General features: G+C 41.6%; 1 protein-coding gene. It reads left to right on the top strand.

From position 1 onward, the window contains the following. The coding region (locus G6554_RS25465; protein ID WP_166246856.1) for a hypothetical protein at positions 1-255 on the top strand (255 nt) is incomplete at both ends.

Here is a 255-nt window from a genome sequence, read left to right as displayed (position 1 = left end):
CTTCGAAGATTGACCTAGATGGTGATGTAGATATTTTAAACGGGCGCACCAGGATAAAAGATGCGGTCATCACAAATGCAAAAATAGAAAGTATGTCAGCGGATAAGTTGACCGCTGGAAATGTCAACAGCGATACATTGGGAATTGGGAGTAATAGCGGCTATAGACTTGTGTTTGGTACTAGGGACACAGGCAATGGTGGAGTAAAGAGTTCAATTTATTCCACAAATAACGATGGCTTATGGATTCGTTCAC

It is taken from the genome of Bacillus sp. MM2020_4 (assembly GCF_011250555.1).
Taxonomy (GTDB): Bacteria; Bacillota; Bacilli; order Bacillales; family Cytobacillaceae; genus Neobacillus.
This window is presented reverse-complemented; position numbering and strand designations above follow the sequence as displayed.